The 15,059-nt window shown below is 69.7% G+C and carries 11 protein-coding genes and 1 tRNA gene; 3 read left to right on the top strand and 9 right to left on the bottom strand.

Annotated features, from left to right (window positions below; translation table 11 throughout):
• Positions 1-37: 37 nt before the first annotated feature.
• Positions 38-109: transfer RNA gene (locus tag CRYAR_RS04785), tRNA-Gln, on the bottom strand.
• 170 nt (positions 110-279) lie between these two features.
• Between CRYAR_RS04785 and CRYAR_RS04780 the strand changes: the two genes are divergently transcribed.
• Positions 280-1,275, top strand: coding sequence for an acyl-CoA desaturase (locus CRYAR_RS04780; protein ID WP_035848692.1), 996 nt, complete (start codon positions 280-282; stop codon positions 1,273-1,275).
• Positions 1,276-1,416: 141 nt separating this feature from the next.
• On the top strand, positions 1,417-2,016 hold the full coding sequence (locus CRYAR_RS04775; protein ID WP_084701744.1) for a TetR/AcrR family transcriptional regulator: 600 nt from the start codon (positions 1,417-1,419) through the stop codon (positions 2,014-2,016).
• A 44-nt stretch (positions 2,017-2,060) separates the two neighbouring features.
• On the opposite strand, the gene CRYAR_RS04770 is transcribed toward CRYAR_RS04775, so the two are convergent.
• From CRYAR_RS04770 to CRYAR_RS04735, 8 genes are all read right to left on the bottom strand, one after another.
• The gene (locus CRYAR_RS04770) at positions 2,061-2,543 is read right to left on the bottom strand and encodes a hypothetical protein (protein ID WP_051569749.1); all 483 of its coding nucleotides are present in this window, start codon (positions 2,541-2,543) and stop codon (positions 2,061-2,063) included.
• A 107-nt stretch (positions 2,544-2,650) separates the two neighbouring features.
• Positions 2,651-4,435: an ABC-F family ATP-binding cassette domain-containing protein gene (locus CRYAR_RS04765; RefSeq protein WP_035860676.1), complete on the bottom strand. Its 1,785-nt coding sequence runs from the start codon at positions 4,433-4,435 to the stop codon at positions 2,651-2,653.
• A gap of 5 nt (positions 4,436-4,440) precedes the next feature.
• A complete protein-coding gene (locus CRYAR_RS04760; protein WP_051569748.1) occupies positions 4,441-5,349 on the bottom strand; it encodes a 4-(cytidine 5'-diphospho)-2-C-methyl-D-erythritol kinase in 909 nt (302 codons plus the stop codon).
• Positions 5,350-5,472: 123 nt separating this feature from the next.
• Positions 5,473-8,544 (bottom strand): immunoglobulin domain-containing protein, encoded by a 3,072-nt coding sequence (locus tag CRYAR_RS42685; RefSeq protein WP_169744994.1) that lies wholly within the window; start codon positions 8,542-8,544, stop codon positions 5,473-5,475.
• A 314-nt stretch (positions 8,545-8,858) separates the two neighbouring features.
• Positions 8,859-11,048, bottom strand: a complete 2,190-nt coding sequence (locus CRYAR_RS04750; protein WP_157017361.1) for an immunoglobulin domain-containing protein — start codon at positions 11,046-11,048, stop codon at positions 8,859-8,861.
• Between the two features lie 71 nt (positions 11,049-11,119).
• Positions 11,120-11,974, bottom strand: a complete 855-nt coding sequence (gene rsmA / locus CRYAR_RS04745) for a 16S rRNA (adenine(1518)-N(6)/adenine(1519)-N(6))-dimethyltransferase RsmA (protein ID WP_245620390.1) — start codon at positions 11,972-11,974, stop codon at positions 11,120-11,122.
• Between the two features lie 10 nt (positions 11,975-11,984).
• Complete coding sequence (locus tag CRYAR_RS04740) at positions 11,985-12,989, bottom strand: resuscitation-promoting factor (protein ID WP_051569746.1); 1,005 nt, start codon at positions 12,987-12,989, stop codon at positions 11,985-11,987.
• Positions 12,990-13,335: 346 nt separating this feature from the next.
• Positions 13,336-14,385 carry an aldo/keto reductase gene (locus CRYAR_RS04735; RefSeq protein WP_035860655.1) on the bottom strand — a complete coding sequence of 350 codons (1,050 nt, stop codon included), beginning with the start codon at positions 14,383-14,385 and terminating at the stop codon, positions 13,336-13,338.
• 77 nt (positions 14,386-14,462) lie between these two features.
• Here CRYAR_RS04735 and CRYAR_RS04730 point away from each other — a divergent pair, with 77 nt between their 5' ends.
• Positions 14,463-15,059 (top strand): TetR/AcrR family transcriptional regulator, encoded by a 597-nt coding sequence (locus CRYAR_RS04730; RefSeq protein ID WP_035848687.1) that lies wholly within the window; start codon positions 14,463-14,465, stop codon positions 15,057-15,059.

Raw genomic sequence — 15,059 nt, 5'->3', positions numbered from 1 at the left:
CTCCGCTCACCCAAAGTGAGAGCGGGGCCAGAAGGGGCTCGGCCGCCAGGATTCGAACCCGGACAAGCGACACCAAAAGACGCTGTGCTGCCTATTACACCACGGCCGAATGCTCCTTGATTCTTCCACAGCCACGCCTCGGGCGGCTGGCGATATCCCCCGGCCCCGATTCAGAGCGTCGGCCTTGCCAAACCTACGGGGGCGTAGGTTACGCTTCCGTAGGCGTCGGTTCGATCCGGCGTCCACGTGACTGGTTCTCGAAGCTGAAGGGGAAGGCCATTGACTCCGACGTCCGCAACGGCTGCTGAGGAGACCGCCACTCCGGCGGCCGCCGAGGCTCCCAAGCGATCGGGTCAGCGTCCGCTGATCTTCGGCCGCAAGGGCAACATCGAGATCGCGTTCCTCTGGTTCTTCGTCGTGGTGCCGTTCGTCGCGGTGATCGCGGCGGTGCCGTGGGCGTGGGGCTGGGGCCTCACCTGGGTGGACGTCGCGATCTTCGCGGTGTTCTACGTCGTCACCGGCTTCGGCGTGACCGTGGGTTTCCACCGCTACCTCACGCACGGCGCCTTCAAGGCCAAGCGCTGGATGCGGATCGCGCTGACGGTCGCCGGCACCATGTCGGTCGAGGGCGCGCCGATCCGCTGGGTCGCCGACCACCGGCGTCACCACCAGTACTCCGACCAGGAGGGCGACCCGCACTCGCCGTGGCGCTTCGGCGAGTCGACCAAGGGCCTGTTCAAGGGCCTGGTCTGGGCGCACGTCGGCTGGCTGTTCGAGCGGGACAACTCCAACGCGCGCCGGTTCGCCCCGGACCTGATCCGCGACCCCGACATCCGGCGCATCCAGAAGAACTTCGTGCCGATCATGCTGTTCTCGCTGCTTGGCCCGGCCCTCATCGGTGGTCTGGTCACCTGGTCCTGGTGGGGCGCGGTCACCGCGTACTTCTGGGCCGGTCTGGTGCGGATCGCGCTCGTGCACCACGTCACCTGGGCCGTGAACTCGGTCTGCCACGTCGTGGGTGAGCAGCCGTACCGCTCCAACGACAAGGCGCACAACTTCTGGCCGCTGGCGATCCTGAGCTTCGGCGAGTCGTGGCACAACTCCCACCACGCCGATCCGACCTGCGCCCGGCACGGCGTCGACAAGGGTCAGATCGACACCTCGGCCCGCCTGATCTGGCTGTTCGAGAAGGCCGGCTGGGTGTGGGACGTCCGCTGGCCCAAGCGTGAGCGCTTCGAGTCCCGCCGGAACGAGCCGGTGGCCGAAGCCGCCTGAGCACCCCGTGACAGCCCCCGCGTCCCACGCGGGGGCTGTTGTGTTCGGGGGCGGTCCGCACACGTGGTCCGGCCGGACTGACAGGATGTTGATGTGACCGATCAGGAACGCAGCCCGTCCGGCCGCGGAGCCCGGGTCCGGATGACCGGCAAGGAGCGACGCGAACAACTGCTGACGATCGCCCGGAAGCTCTTCGCCGACCGTGGTTTCGAAGCGACGTCGATCGAGGAGATCGCCACCCGCGCCCACGTCAGCAAACCGGTGGTCTACGAGCATTTCGGCGGTAAGGAGGGCCTCTACGCGGTCGTCGTCGACCGCGAGATGCGCCACCTGCTCGAGACGATCACCAACGCGCTGAGCAGCAGCCACCCGCGCATCCTGCTGGAGCAGGTGGCCCTGGCGCTGCTGACCTACATCGAGGACGAGACCGACGGTTTCCGCATCCTGGTGCGCGACTCCCCCGTGGCCACCTCGGCCGGCACGTTCTCCAGCCTGATCAGCGACATCGCCAGCCAGGCCGAGCACATCCTGGACGAGGAGTTCAAGCGGCGCGGCTACGAGAGCAAGCTCGCCGGCATCTACTCCCAGGCGCTCGTCGGCATGGTCGCGCTCACCGGTCAGTGGTGGCTCGAAGCCCGCAAGCCCAACAAAGAGGTCGTCGCCGCCCACCTGGTCAACCTCGCGTGGAACGGCCTGTCGAACCTGGACGCCAAGCCCCGGCTGCGGGTCGCCGAAGACTGAACACACGAACGGCCGGCCCGTTCCCGGGCCGGCCGTTCAATGAGCTACTTGGCGGCGCCGAGAGCTTCCTCGGCCACGCGGCCCGCCGCCTCGGGGCGGCTGACCGGCTGCGAACCGGAGACGCCGCTGTAGAGCGCCGCGGTGAACCAGAGCGTGCCGAGCAGGTACATCACGCAGACGTTCGTGACCGACCACGCGAGGAAGTTGTTCTCCCCCCGGATCAGGCACAGGCCGATCGTCCCGACGACCCACAGCACCGGGCCGAGAACCGAGTTGACCTTCGCGTCGATGTTGCGACCGGCCAGCGCGGCCAGCACCGCGATCGCGCCGACGACGATCCAGAGCACGCCGGCGGCCGGGTTGGCGGCCATCAGGCCCCAGACCTTCTCGCCTTCGGGGTCGGTGAAGCCATTGCCCGACGTCGTGGCCAGCGCGGTCGCGCCGAACGCGATGGAGGCCGCACCGGTGACGATCGTCAGGCCCCGGTACAGGCCACGAAGCGGATGGTCGACCGGTAGGTGGGACATTCGGGGTCCTCCCAATTTCTGCGCCAGACTCGGTTTGTGGATTCTGCCCGATCTCATCGGCTGACCGTCGACCAGGTGTCGTCGATCCGGTGAATCCGTGCGGTGGATCACACGGACTCGGAGAGCTCCAGCCATGATTCCTCGGCGGCCTCGCGTTCGGCCTGCAAAGTGCGGAGTTCGGCGTCCAGCTCCGCGACCTTCGCGAAGTCGGTCGCGTTCTCGGCCAACCGGTCGTGGAGCTTGCGTTCGCGTTCCTCGAGCTTCGAGATCTGCCGCTCGAGCCGGCCGAGCTCCTTCTTGGCCGCCCGCTGGTCCGCGGCCGTCGGCGCGTCACCGACGGCCGGGCTCACCGCGGGGCGGGGAGCCTCGGCGGCGCCGGCGCGGCCGCTGCCCGCACCTGCTGCCGCCCGGCGCTCCAGGTACTCGTCGATGCCGCCGGTGAGCATCCGCAGCGCGCCGTCGCCGAGCAGCGCCCAGACCTGATCGGTGACCCGTTCGACCAGGTAACGGTCGTGGCTGACCACCACGAGCGTGCCCGGCCACGAGTCGAGCAGGTCTTCCAGCGCCTGCAGGGTGTCGATGTCGAGGTCGTTGGTCGGCTCGTCGAGCAGCAGGACGTTGGGCCCGGCCATCAGCAGGCGCAGCAGCTGGAGCCGCCGCCGCTCGCCGCCGGACAGGTCGCCCACCGGGGTCCACTGCCGGGCGGAGGAGAACCCGAACATCTCCGCCAGCTGGGACGCGGTGAGGTCCCGGTCGCCGACGGTCAGCCGCTGGGCCACCTCTTCGACGGCCTGGAGCACCCGCAGCGTGGGCGGTAGTTCGGTGACCTCCTGGGAGAGGTAGGCCGCTTTGACGGTCTTGCCGACCTTCACCTCTCCGCTGTCCGGCTCGTTCTGCTCGGCCAGCAGGCGCAGGAGCGTCGTCTTGCCCGCGCCGTTGACGCCGACGAGCGCGAACCGGTCACCCGGGCCGATGCGCCAGGTGATGTGGTTGAGGATGGTCCGGTCGCCGAAACGCAGCGAGACGTCTTCGGCGTCGTAGACCTGCTTGCCGATGCGGGTGCCGGCCAGCCGCTTGAGCTGGACGGTGTCACGCGGCTCCGGAACGTCGGCGATCAGCGCGTTCGCGGCCTCGATGCGGAACTTCGGCTTGCTGGTGCGGGCCGGGGCGCCGCGGCGCAGCCAGGCCAGCTCCTTGCGCATCAGGTTCTGCCGCCGCTCCTCGGCCGCCGCCGACTGCCGGGACCGCTCGGCCCGGGCCAGCACCCAGGCCGCGTACCCGCCTTCGTACTGCTCGACCCGCCCCTCGGTGACCTCCCAGGTGCGCGTGCAGACCGCGTCCAGGAACCACCGGTCGTGGGTGACGACCAGCAGGCCGCCGCGCTTGGACTTCAGGTGCTCGGCCAGCCACGCGACGCCCTCGACGTCGAGGTGGTTGGTGGGCTCGTCGAGGACGAGCAGGTCGGTGTCCTTGATCAGGAGGGCCGCCAGCGCGACTCGGCGGCGCTCGCCGCCGGACAGCTTCGCGACGGGCGCGTCGAGGCCGATCGAGTTGAGCCCGAGGCCGTCCAGGACGGTGCGGATCCGCGCGTCGCCGGCCCACTCGTGCTCGGCGTCGAAGGAGCCGCCGAGCACGATCTCGCGGACGATCGCGTCGTCGGGGAAGTTCACCGACTGGGTCAGGTGCCCCAGCCGGAGGTCGCCGCGCTGGGTGACCCGGCCGGAGTCGGGCTGGTACTCCTTGGTGAGGACGCGCAGCAGCGTGGACTTGCCGGCCCCGTTGAGACCGACGACGCCGATCCGTTCGGCCTCCCCCACCCCGAGGGAGACCTGGTCGAGCAGCGTCCGGGTGCCGAGGCTGACGCTGACGTTCTCGAGGTTGACGAGGTTCACGGCCACTAGTGCGTCACCAGCTGTGCGCCGTCGACCGAGCCGTGCGCGGTTTTTGTCGGGTAATTCAATCGTTCAGCCACCTGCTGGGCGTGTGCGGCGTCCCGCACGAGGAAGGCGCACGTGGGACCCGAGCCGGAGATGATGCCTTTCAGCGCGCCGGCGGCCTCCCCGGCCGCGATGACGTCGTGCAGTTCCGGACGCAGGGCCAGCGTGGCGGCCTGGAGGTCGTTGCACAGCGCGTCGGCGAGCGCCTGCGGATCCGGCTCGTCGAGGGCCTTGATCACGGGTTCGGGGTCGGACGCCTCGACCGGGCCGCGGATCCGGTCGGACTCGGCGTACACGGCCGGGGTGGAGAGCCCCTCGGCGGCCGTGACGAACACCCAGTGCCGCTGGTACGGGTGGGTGAGCGGGGTCAGCCGCTCGCCCCGGCCGGTGCCGAGCGCGTCGCCGCCGAGCAGCGCGAACGGCACGTCGGACCCGAGCCGCGCGGCGAGTTCGTGCAGCTTCTCCCGGGGCGTGGCCAGCTGCCACAGCGCGTCGCCGGCGATCAGCGCGGCCGCGGCGTCGGCCGAACCACCGGCCATGCCCCCGGCCACCGGAATGCCCTTGCGCAGCCGCACCGTGACCGCCGGCTCGATGTTGGCGTACTCCGCGAGGACCGTCAGCGCCCTCACCGCGAGGTTCCGCTCGTCGGTCGGGACGTCGTCGTCGGGGGTCTGCAGGACCAGGCGGACACCCGGCGGGCCGCACTCCAGCGTCAGCTCGTCGTAGAGCGACACGGCATGAAAAACGGTCGCCAGATCGTGGAAGTTGTCGTCGCGCAGCGGCCCGACACCCAGATGCAGATTGATCTTGGCCGGGACCCGGACGCGAACCGCGGAACGGGACGGAACGGTCAGCGGATACTCCTCCATCGAACGAGCGTGCGCCCCCAGGCTACCGGTTGCCCCTGCACCACCCGTCCCCGGAGACACGCGGCGGGGCCCACCCCCGTGAGGGTGGGCCCCGCCTTACTACGTGGTGGTTCTAGATCAGCGTCACTTGACGCCGGTCACCGGCCACCAGCCCGAGCCACCGAACTTCACCGCGTCCATCGTGGTGAAGTACCAGGTGGTGTTGGACGGACGGTAGACGGCGATGTCCGAGTTGCCGTCACCGTTGAAGTCACCGGCCAGCGGGACGTCGCCCGCCCGGCCGTACTGCACCGACTTGGCCCCCATCGGGTACCAGGTCGAGGTCGACGGACGGTAGACGGCCATGTCGCCGCTGCCGTCGCCGTTCCAGTCGCCGCGGACCGGGATGTCGCCGGCCTTGCCCCAGGACATGGCCTTCATACCGAGGACGTACCAGGTGCCGTTCGAGGGACGCCACACGCCGATCTCGTCGGACCCGTCACCGTCGTAGTCGGCCGGAACGGGGATGTCGCCCGCCTTGCCGTACTCGACGGTCATGCCGCCCTTGACGTACCAGGTGCCGTTCGAAGGACGCCACACGGCGACGTCGGTCATGCCGTCGCCGTCGAAGTCACCCGAGACCGGCCAGTCGGTCGACTTGCCGAACGAGACGTCCGGGTTGCCGTCCGTCTTCCAGGTGTTGCCGCGGACGACAGCCTTGTCGGCCGCCTTGTCGCTGTCGAAGTTGCCCACGATCAGCTTGTCCCCGGCCTGGCCGAACGTCTCCGGCTTCTCGGCGCCGTTCCAGTAGAACGAGCCGTCCTTGAAGCTGGCGATGTCGGTCTTGCCGTCGCCGTCGTAGTCACCCCACGCGGGGGCGTGGACAGCGCCCTTCGCGGTGACGGTCAGCTTGGCCTTCAACGAGTACTCGAAGTTCCCGTTGGCGTCGGTGACCTTCACCTGGAAGTAGGTGCCGCTGTCCGACAGCTTCGCGTTCGGCCACTTCAGGGTCGGGCTGGTGCCGCCCGGAACCGCCGCGAACGAGTCGTCGGCGCCGCTCTTGCTCCACTGCCACTGGTAGGTCAGCGCACTGCTGCCCGACGCCTGCACCCAGAAGGTGGCTTCCTTGCCCTCTTCGACCGAGGTGTTCTCCGGCTGGTGCGAGATCACCGGCGCGCCGGTGATCTGCAGCGTGGCCACGTTCGACGCCACGCTGCCGGTCGCCGTGCCGATGATGGCGCGGAACTTGGCGCCGTTCAGCGACGAGTCCACCTTCGCGACCGTCAGGACGGACGGGCTGGTGGCCACCGGCGAGCTGGTGACGTAGTTCGTGCCGCTGGCGTCCTCCCAGTCGTTGTGTCCGACCTTCAGGACCTGCCAGCGAGCCGACGTGACGGCCGAGCCACCGGGCACGGTGAAGCCGGCCGAGAACTTGACGTTCGTCGCACCGACGAAGACCGAGTCACCGGCGGGCTGCGTGGTGATCACGGGGTAGCCCTTGATCGGCAGCGTGCCCACCGCGGACACCTTCGTGCCGGCGCTGTTGGTCGCCACTGCGCGGAACTGTGTTCCGTTCTGCGCGGTCGAGCTGGTGAAGATCTTCAGCGTCGTCGCGTAGGTCGAAGTCGGCGTGTACGTGGTGGCGATGTTGTAGATGCCACCGTTCTGCACCGGCTGCCAGTTGGTCGAGCCCGGAGCCGCCCACTGCCACTCGATCGTCGGCGTGACGTTGCTCGTGAAGGTGACCGAGAACTGCTGGGTGTCACCGACGTCGACACCGGTCGAGGCGATCGGCGTAGCCGCGTTGTCCGAGCTGATCGTCGGCGCGGTGATCACCGGCGGAGCCGACGGCGCGACCAGCTTCCATCCGGCCGCGTCGTAGCGGTAGCCACCCGTCACCTGACGGTTGGTACCGGCACCGACGATCGGCGTGTTGATCGGCGCGGTGGTCGTGGAGGTGGCCGAGAAGGTGATCGGCTCGGCCGTGACGCTGCCCAGGTGACCGAAGTCGCTGGACTGCAGACGCTGGTAGCCGTTGTTCCCGAAGGCCGGGTCCATGCCACCGGAGAGCGTCCAGCGGAACACCTCGGCGGTGCCGTCGGCCGCGTCGTTGGCCAGCCAGTAGCGCGTGGGGCTGCCGCCGACCGCGATCTCCGGGTCGCCCGCACCGGCCGGGCTGGCCGCGATCGAGGTCACACCGTCGTTGCCGAATGCGCCCTGCAGGTCGCCCTGCCCGGTCGCGGTGTTGATCTTCGCGAGGAAGTAGCCGTTACCGGCCTTTCCGGAGACCAGGAGGTTCGCGTTGGAGTCCACCGCGATCACGTCGGAGAGCGACTCGTTCTGCCACTTCGGGGACTGCGCCTCGGCGTAAGCCTCGATGGCGATCGACTCACCAGAGCCGCTGGAGTTCGTCGTGTTACCGAACGTCGTATCGGCGACGCCAGTCGAGGCGATCCGGTAGACCGACGACTCCGTGTCGTCGCTCGCAGTGGCGCCGGATACCTGGGCGGTGCCGAAGAGAACGTCCGAGGCGCCATAGCCGATGCCGCCCAGCGACAGCACCTTCCGACCGGCTGCCGCGGGAACGTCGACGTAGCCACTCGTCGTGTTGAAGTTGGCCGTGTCCAGCGCGCCCGTGGCCAGGAGCTTGTAGACCCGGGCGTAGTTGGTCGGGCTCAGCGTCGTGCTCGACGCCTGCACCGCGACCGCCAGCTTGCCGTTGCTGTCCAGCGCCGCGTCGACGATGAAGAAGCCCGGCGCGTAACCGGCCGCGATACCCGTCGTCGCGACGTTGCCCGTGAGCACGGAACCGCCCGCAAGGGCAAGACCCGTCGCGTCGAGGTGCCAGGTGACGATGTCGCTGGCCTTCTTGCCGACCACCCAGATCGAGTTGTCGGTGGTGTTGACCAGGAGCTCGGACACCGTCACGCCGGCCGTGGTGGTGCCGTTGTTGGTGAGGTCCACCCGGCCGCTGCTGCCCGTGCCCCACGTGTCGAGGGTGCCGTCGGCCTTGAACTGCGTGAGCGAGATCGCTCCGGGCGTCCCGCCCGGAGTCGACGCCGGCGCCTGGCTCAGGACCAGACGCTTACCGCTCGCCAGCTGAACGGCAGAAATTCCCAATGTGTCGGACCAGCCGGCCAACGCGGCGCCCTTGAGGTTGCCGTAGCCCGTGTCACCGACAAGGTTGACCGCCGAGGCGGGTGGACTAGCAAGCATCGCAGCCACGGTGCCGACGACGGCAGCGGCTGCGGGTGCTCGCCAGTGGGACGCGCGACGCGCGTGTGCCCCCATGCTCTTCCCCCCATGAGTTTGACTTCACTCTCCCGACGGTGATCGGGAGTTCTCGTCGCACGCTAGCACTATCCGGACATAAGTGACTTATCGGCTTCTCACGCCACGCATATCCGTCTACGGAAACAGGCAGAAGAAGACACGAGTGATATGCACTAATAAAAATCAACGCCGTTAACGAATAGCTGCCGGGTTCAGCGGTGCCGAACCCGGCAGCTCCGATCGTCCACAGTGGCCAACTAGACGATATTCACCGTGAGCAGCGAGGACGACGACGTTGCCGTCTCACTGCCGTTCGTGGCCACCGCCCGGTACCGGTAGCCGTTGCGCAGCGCGGTCAGCAGCGACAACGTCAGCTGGGACGTCGTCGCCCCGGCGACCCCGGCACCGTTGCTCAGGTTCGTCCACGTCGACCCGATCGTCGGCGCCAGCGACTGCCACTGGACCGACGGCGCCGGCTCTCCCGACGCCGCCACCGACAGCGTCACCGAGCCGTTGAGTGCCGACGTGACCGCCGAGGCCGGGTTCGTGATCGACAGCGGCGTGCCGGACACCGTCAGCACGGCGGCGTCGGAGGTCGCGTCCGGCTGGATGCCGTTGGTGGCCACCACGCGGTACTTGTTACCGCTCTGGGCCTTGGTCAGCCCGGTGAGCGTCAACGTGGCGACCCCGGCCACGAACAGTCCCCCGGTAGCCACATTCGTCCAGCGTGCGTTCGACGACGTGTCGAGCACCTGCCAGCGCACGGTCGGCACCGGATCACCGGTCACGATCGCGCTGAACATCGCGGTGCCCAGCAGCGCCGTCTGCGACGTCGGGTTGGACACGTCCGGCGCGGCCCCCACGAACAGCTGCGCGGCGTCGGAGACGACCTGGCCGACCGTGTTCTTGACGACCGCCCGGTAGCGCGAGCCGTTCAGTGCCGAGGTCACCGACGAGAGCGGCAAGGTCGCCACCCCGGCCGAGACCGTGCCCTGCCCCGCCAGGTCCTCCCACGCCGCGTTCACACCGGCCAGCCGACGCTGCCAGGTCACGGTCGGCGCCGGGTCACCCGTCACGTTCACCGAGATCGACGCGGCCCCGGCGGATGCCGTCTTGTCGGCCGGGTTCGTCACCGTCGGCAGCAGCCCGGCCACCAGCGTCGAGGAATCCGACACCACGGTGTCCACCGCGTTGCGGGCCACGGCCCGGAACTTGTAGCCGCTCAACGCCGACGTCAGCCCGGACAGCGGCATCGAGGCGAGCCAGGTCGACACACCGGTCGGCACCAGCGTACCGACGCCCGAGAGGTCCTCCCACGACGATCCGCTGGCCGGCGACTTGCGCTGCCAGGTCACAGCCGGCGCCGGGTCGCCGGTGACGTTCACCGACAGGAGGTTGCCGACGCCGAGCGTGATGATGTTCGCCGGGTCGGTGATCGTCGGCTTCGAGCCCGCCACCGTGATCGTGGCCGGCTGCGACGTCGCGGTCTCGTTGAAGCTGTTCGAAGCGACGACCCGGACCTGGGATCCGTTGTCGCTGGTCGTGAGCTTGCCCAGCTTCACCGTGGAGACGTTGTCGGCGAGGCTCACGGTGCCGGCGTCCGACGTCAGGTCGACCCAGGCGTCGTTGACGGAGGCCCGCTTCTGCCACTTCACGCTGGGCACCGGGTTGCCGGCGATCGTGGAGTTGAACGTCGCCGAGCCGCCCGCCGCGGCCGCGTCGACCGGGTTGGTCACCGTCGGCGCCACGCCGACGTCGATCTTCACCGGATCGGAGATGTCGACGCCGACCGGATTCGTCACGACCAGCCGGTAGGAGTTCTTGGCGACGTCGGCGGTCAGGTTCGACAGGGCGAGCGTCGCGGTACGGGCGCCGGAGACGCCCGATCCGTTGGTCAGCGACGTCCACCGCGAGAGCAGCGCCGCCGGCTTGAGCACCTGCCAGCTGTAGACCAGCGGTGAGGCGCCGGCAGCGGTCGCGGTCAGGTGCACGTCTCCGCCGGAGACGGCCCTGGACTCGACCTGGGCGACCGCGCCGATCGTCGGCGGGTCACCCACCACGACCCCGACCGGGTCCGAGGTGGCGCTCTCCCCGGCCGCGGTGACCTGCACCTTCAGCCCGATCGCGTTGAGCGCGGTCAACACGCCGTTGAGCTTCAGCGTGTCGGTGTTCGCTCCGGACACCCCGACGCCGAGGAGCGAGTTGGGCACGGGCAGCCAGACCCCTGACCCCTTGATCAGCTCGTACAGCCACTGGTAGTTGAGCGAGCCACCCCCGGGCGCGGTGGCGCCCACGGTGAGTTCGATGTTTCCCCCGGCCGGCGATGCCTCGACGGTCGGCTGGACGGTGATCGTCGGCGGCGCCGCCCACACCGGGGCCGGCACTCCCACGAGCGCGACCGCGGTGGCGAGGCCGAGGCCGAACGCCAAAGCTCTACGTACGTGCATGCTTCCCCCCGAAAGCTATTCAGCACTGCCGGGGAGATTAGCACCGTATGCTTTTCTAAATACCAATAGCCCTATTTGTGAGAGACGTGACGAGCGCTCGCGATCCGGGCGAACCCGCCGACGTCGATCGTCTCGCCGCGGGCGGTCGGATCCACCCCCGCCGCTCGCAGGGCCTCCTCGGCCCGGGGGGCGCCTCCGGCCCAGCCGGCCAGCGCGGCACGCAGCGTCTTGCGCCGCTGGGCGAACGCCGCGTCGATCACCGCGAACGTGTCTTTCCGGGAACCGTCGGGCGGGTCCCGACGCACCAGCCGCACCAGACCCGAATCCACATTGGGAACCGGCCAGAACACCGCTCGTGGGACCGACCCCGCCTTGGAGACCGCGCAGTACCAGGCGGCTTTGGCGCTCGGCACCCCGTACGTCCGGGAACCGGGCGGCGCCGCGAGCCGGTCCGCCACCTCCGCCTGCACCATCACCAGCGCGCTACGCAGCGACGGCACGGTCTCCAGGAGGTGCAGCACGACCGGCACCGCCACGTTGTACGGCAGGTTCGCCACCAGCGCGGTCGGACGCAGACCCGAGAGGTCGACGGACATCGCGTCGGCCTCGACGACGGAAAGCCGGTCGGCCAGCGAAGGCATCCGCGACGCCACCGTCGACGGCAGCGCCGACGCCAGCACCGGATCGATCTCGACCGCCACCACCGACCCGGCGGCCCCGAGCAACCCGAGCGTCAGCGAACCGAGCCCGGGCCCCACCTCCAACACGACATCGTCCGGACCGACTTCCGCGGTCCGGACGATGCGTCGAATCGTGTTCGGGTCGTGCAGGAAGTTCTGCCCCAGCGTCTTGGTGGGACGAACCCCCAGGCGCGCGGCGAGCGTACGGATCTCGGCCGGGCCGAGCAGCCCGTCGTCACTAGACACCCGGGTAACTCTAGGAGAAGAGCCGCGACCCGCAGACCGGCCACTGCCCGGCACCGGCGGCCTTGTAGAGCATCTGGGCGCGCATCGTCTGCTCCGAGGCCGACGCCTGCGACGGCAGCCCCGATCCACCCATCCGCTGCCACGTACCCACGCTGAACTGGTACAGCCCGTGGTAGGTGCCGTTCGGCGACACCGCTCCCGGTCGTCCACCCGACTCGCACTTCGCCAGCGCGGCCCAGTTCAACCCGGTACCGCCGGGCACGTACGCGGACGTGACCTTCTTCGTGCCCTTGGCCACGACCTTCGTCGTGGCCGCGGTCACCACGGTCTTGGACAGCAACTGCTTGGAGGTGACCTTGCCGTCGGTGTAGACGTACCGGACGACCTGCTTGGCCTGCCCGGGCCGCCCCGGCGTGACCACCCGGGAGGTGCCGACCGTCAGGCTCGAGTCCTTCCGCGTCCGCACCGGCGCCTTGATCGTCACCGTCTCGGTGGCGGTCTTCGTCGCGATCCGCTGCACGGTCACGTGCTGCTCGGCGACCAGCCGGGTGACCGCCGTCGGCGTCACCCGGTCGTCGACGTCGAGCGTCACGCCCCGCTCCGCGAGCAGGTCGCGCACGGTCGCCGCGTAGGTGGTCGCGGTCGTCGTCCGACCGTCCGCCTTCACCGACACCTGCTTCTGGGTGTCGACGTTGAGCCGCGCGCCGTCGAGGGGAAGGCGCGTGTGGCGCGACGCGGACAGCTTGACGTCCCGTCGCCCCATACTCAGTTCGTCGAGAGCCTCGTCGACGGTCGGTGCGGTGACCCACACCTCCTTGGTCGTGCCGTCGACGGTGACGCGGAGCTTCCGCGCCCGGTCGACCTCGATCGTGTCGCCCTTGCGGACTTCGGCATCGACGGCCGGGATGACCTCGTCACGGTCACCGACCTTCACGCCGGCGGAGGCGAGCACGCCGCGGACGTCGTCCGCGTGGGTGTGCACCGTCCGCTGTTCTCCGTCAACACGGAGGGTCACTGCGCGATCGGTGGCTACCCAGGCACCTCCTCCGGCCAGTAACGCCGCGACCGAGGCGATCTTGATTCCTGTGGCAACTTTTTTCGCGCGTGGCGAGCCGTACTGCACCCGACTCCAGACTTCACAGGGCCCGGGCAGGACGGTGTTGCGATGGTGCGGTCCATCCCGGCGGTTCGAGGCGTCCGGAACACACCGGGCGACCCGACGGGCCACCATACGTTGCGATTCACCACGCTGCTACCCGGTCGACACCGCGCATTCACGACATCTGGGCTCGTCGGCGCCCGATTTGTGTCTCCCTACCGCCGCGTTTCCGTGGTCCTCCTCACCGTGATGCCACCGAGCCTCATGCGCGCGAACCGGCCAATAGGGACGGATTGACGCGAGCGAAACCGGCCTGGCGTTCGTAGGGGAAGTACGGGTACGGAGCGGTCCTGGCGCTCGCCGCGTCGAGCCGCCGGACCTGTTCGGCGGTCAGCGACCACCCGACCGCACCGAGGTTTTCACGCAGCTGCTCCTCGTTGCGCGCACCCACAGTCACCGACGCCACGGTCGGCCGAGCCAGCAGCCAGTTGAGGGCGATCTGCGGCACGGTCCGGCCGGTCTCGGCGGCGATCTCGTCCAGCACGTCGACGATCCGGTACACGTCCTCGTCCGCGACCGGCGGCCCGAACGACGCGGTGTCGTGCAACCGGCTGCCGGGCGGCACCGGAGCGCCACGGCGGATCCGGCCGGTCAGCCGGCCCCAGCCGAGCGGGCTCCACACCGTCGCGCCGACGCCCTGATCGGCGGCGAGCGGCATCAGCTCCCACTCGTAATCGCGCCCCACCAGCGAGTAGTACACCTGGTGGACGACGTACCGCGGCCAGCCGTACCGGTCGGCGACCGCGAGCGACTTCATCAGCTGCCAGCCGGCGAAGTTGGACACTCCGACGTAGCGGACCTTGCCCGCACGCACCAGTTCGTCGAGTGTCGCGAGCACCTCCTCGATCGGCGTCCCGGCGTCGAACGCGTGGAGCTGGAACACGTCGATGACGTCGGTGCCGAGCCGTCGCAACGCGCCTTCGCAGGACTCGATCAGGCGCCGGCGCGAGGTACCGGCCCGGTTCGGCCCCTCGCCGGTCGGGAGCCCGGTCTTGGTCGAGAGGAGCACCGCGTCGCGCCGGCCCTTGATCGCGGCGCCGAGCACCTCCTCCGAGGCGCCGTCCGAGTAGACGTCGGCGGTATCGAACATCGTGACGCCGGCCTCCAGACAGAGGTCGACGAGCCGCCGCGCCTCCGGCACTCCGGTACGGCCCCACGCGCCGAACAGCGGCCCCCGGCCGCCGAACGTTCCGGCGCCGAAGCTCAGCGCGGGCACCTCGAGCCCGGACGCTCCGAGTCGTCGATACTCCATCTTCAAGCCCCTTAATGGCACTAGAGTCCCGTTAACAGGATCGAAGCTACCACGCTAAAGGGACTGGAGTTCCGTTAATGAGCGAGAGGCCGGGTGGGCGCACGGCTCGGGTCCGCGCCGCGGTGTTGCGGGCGGCCGAGGACGCGCTCATCGAGAAAGGGTTCGCCGGGCTCGACCTGGCCGACGTCGCCCGGCGCGCCGTCGTCGGGAAGACCACCGTCTACCGGCGGTGGAAGACAGTTCCGGCGCTCGTCGCCGACCTGCTGGTGGACATGGCCGCGCAGTCGCGGCCGCGCGCGGACACCGGGTCGCTCGAGGCGGACCTGCGTGAGAACGCGCGGCTGGTGCAGCGCACGCTCACCGACCCGCGCCAGGGTCCGCTGTTCCGGGCGTTCCTCGCGGCGGCCCTCACCGACCCGGAGACCGCCGCCGCGCTGCACGGGTTCTACGCGACCCGGATCGCCGAATGGGCCCCGTGCGTGAGCGCCGCCGTCAGGCGCGGCGAGCTCCCCGCGGACACCAGCGCGTCCGAGGTCGTCCGTGCCGTGAGCGCCCCGCTCTACTACCGCCTGCTCGTCGGCGATCCGCTCGAACCCCACCACGCCGACACCGCCGTGACCGCGGCCATCGCCGCCGCCCGCGCCGGCACCTACGTCAGCGCGGGCCGACCGTGA

The organism is Cryptosporangium arvum DSM 44712, assembly GCF_000585375.1.
In the GTDB taxonomy this organism is placed as follows: domain Bacteria; phylum Actinomycetota; class Actinomycetes; order Mycobacteriales; family Cryptosporangiaceae; genus Cryptosporangium; species Cryptosporangium arvum.
This window is presented reverse-complemented; position numbering and strand designations above follow the sequence as displayed.

Coding starts and splice junctions, on each gene's coding strand:
- CRYAR_RS04775 (WP_084701744.1), top strand. CDS start 1,417: ATGACCGGCAAGGAGCGACGCGAACAACTGCTGACGATCGCCCGGAAG.
- CRYAR_RS04770 (WP_051569749.1), bottom strand. CDS start 2,543: ATGTCCCACCTACCGGTCGACCATCCGCTTCGTGGCCTGTACCGGGGC.
- CRYAR_RS04760 (WP_051569748.1), bottom strand. CDS start 5,349: ATGGAGGAGTATCCGCTGACCGTTCCGTCCCGTTCCGCGGTTCGCGTC.
- CRYAR_RS42685 (WP_169744994.1), bottom strand. CDS start 8,544: ATGCTTGCTAGTCCACCCGCCTCGGCGGTCAACCTTGTCGGTGACACG.
- CRYAR_RS04750 (WP_157017361.1), bottom strand. CDS start 11,048: ATGCACGTACGTAGAGCTTTGGCGTTCGGCCTCGGCCTCGCCACCGCG.
- CRYAR_RS04735 (WP_035860655.1), bottom strand. CDS start 14,385: ATGGAGTATCGACGACTCGGAGCGTCCGGGCTCGAGGTGCCCGCGCTG.
- CRYAR_RS04730 (WP_035848687.1), top strand. CDS start 14,463: ATGAGCGAGAGGCCGGGTGGGCGCACGGCTCGGGTCCGCGCCGCGGTG.